Source organism: Methylobacterium sp. CCH5-D2, assembly GCF_001556475.1.
Classification (GTDB): Bacteria; Pseudomonadota; Alphaproteobacteria; order Rhizobiales; family Beijerinckiaceae; genus Methylobacterium; species Methylobacterium hispanicum.
On record NZ_LSIX01001023.1, the window covers coordinates 1 to 1521 of the forward strand.

At 73.0% G+C, this 1521-nt stretch carries 1 protein-coding gene and 2 pseudogenes; 2 read left to right on the forward strand and 1 reads right to left on the reverse strand.

Annotated elements, in window-relative coordinates:
• Positions 1–417: pseudogene (locus tag AX737_RS27830) on the forward strand (hypothetical protein); the annotation flags it as partial.
• Between the two features lie 6 nt (positions 418–423).
• Here the strand turns inward: AX737_RS27830 and AX737_RS27835 are convergent.
• Positions 424–759, reverse strand: a complete 336-nt coding sequence (locus AX737_RS27835; protein WP_066927104.1) for a hypothetical protein — start codon at positions 757–759, stop codon at positions 424–426.
• A 219-nt stretch (positions 760–978) separates the two neighbouring features.
• Here AX737_RS27835 and AX737_RS27840 point away from each other — a divergent pair.
• Positions 979–1521 (forward strand): annotated as a pseudogene (locus AX737_RS27840) (GDP-mannose 4,6-dehydratase); the annotation flags it as partial.

Consider the following 1521-nt stretch of genomic DNA (forward strand, 5'->3'; position numbering starts at 1 on the left):
ATCCTCGGCGGCCCGGGGCGCGACACGCTGTTCGGCGGCCAGGGGCAGGACGTGATCACCGCCGCGGGCACGGCCGCGGCGATCTACGGCAACCTCGGCGACGACCTCCTGCGCGCGGGCGCGGGCGCGGACACGCTCTACGGCGGCCAGGGCGCGGACACGCTGGTGGCGGGCGCCGGCACCGCCCTGCTGGTGGGCGGGCTCGGGGCCGACCTCTACGTCATGGGCCCCGGCACCGGCCGCGTGCGGATCCTCGGCTTCGCGCCCGAGGGCGGGGACCGGATCGGCCTCGGCGGACAGGGCTACGCGCTGGACCGGACCCCGGACGGGGACGCCCGGCTCGTGCTGGCGGGGGGCGGAACGGTGGATCTCGCCGGGATCCGGCCCGAGCAGGTCGGCGCGGGCCTCTTCGCCTGAGGCGCCTCAGCCCTCGCGGTCCGGCTCGCGGGCCGGCGTCTCGCCGCCCGAGGGCCAGGGCTTCAGGCGCGCGGCGGGCGCGTCGTCCTGCGCGGCCTTGCGCCGGCCGAGGCGCCCCCGGAGGCGCCCGCCCAGCACGTGCAGGACGAGGCCGTTGACGAGGAGGGCGACCGCCAGCGTGACGAGCGGCAGCTCCACCAGGAGCAGCAGGGCCACCCGGCCGAGCCTCGCCCCCGCGCTCCCGGGCTCCGCGAACAGGAAGGCCGCGCGCACCAGGGCGTAGGAGCAGGCGGTCGCCAGCGTGATCGTCTCGCGCGACCGGTATTCAGGCTCTTCGCTCACCGACCGGCTCTTCGCGCGCGCAGGGTTGACGGGATCGCCCCACGAATCGCCGGACGGACTGGACCGCCGAGGCTACGCGATCGCGCCCCGGGCGGCAACGGAAGGGGCGGGGCGCGGACGGGGAAGATCAGGTCCGTCATCCAGCTTTACCCGTTGCGCGCAGGCGCCTATGTGGCGGTAGGGCCGTTTCCGGTCGCCCACGCTCCGGGTCATCAGTTCATGCGGTACGATTCCATCAAGCGGATTCTGGTTACCGGCAAGTCGGGCTTCGTGGGCTCGCATCTGTGCGAGCGGCTGCTGGGGCAGGGGCACGAGGTGCTGTGCGTGGACAACTTCTTCACGGGCGCGGGGGAACGTGGCGCACCTGCTCGGGCATCCGCGCTTCGAGCTGATGCGCCACGACGTGACCTTCCCGCTCTACGTGGAGGTGGACGAGATCTACAACCTCGCCTGCCCGGCCTCGCCGGTGCACTACCAGGCCGACCCGGTCCAGACCACGAAGACGAGCGTGGTGGGTGCGATCAACATGCTGCGCCTGGCCAAGCGGGTGAAGGCGAAGATCCTGCAGGCCTCGACCTCGGAGGTCTACGGCGACCCGGACGTGCATCCGCAGCCCGAGAGCTACTGGGGCCGGGTCAACCCGATCGGCTTCCGCTCCTGCTACGACGAGGGCAAGCGCTGCGCCGAGACGCTGTTCTTCGACTACCGGCGCCAGCACGGCATGCCCGTGAAGGTGGTGCGCATCTTCAACACCTACGGGCC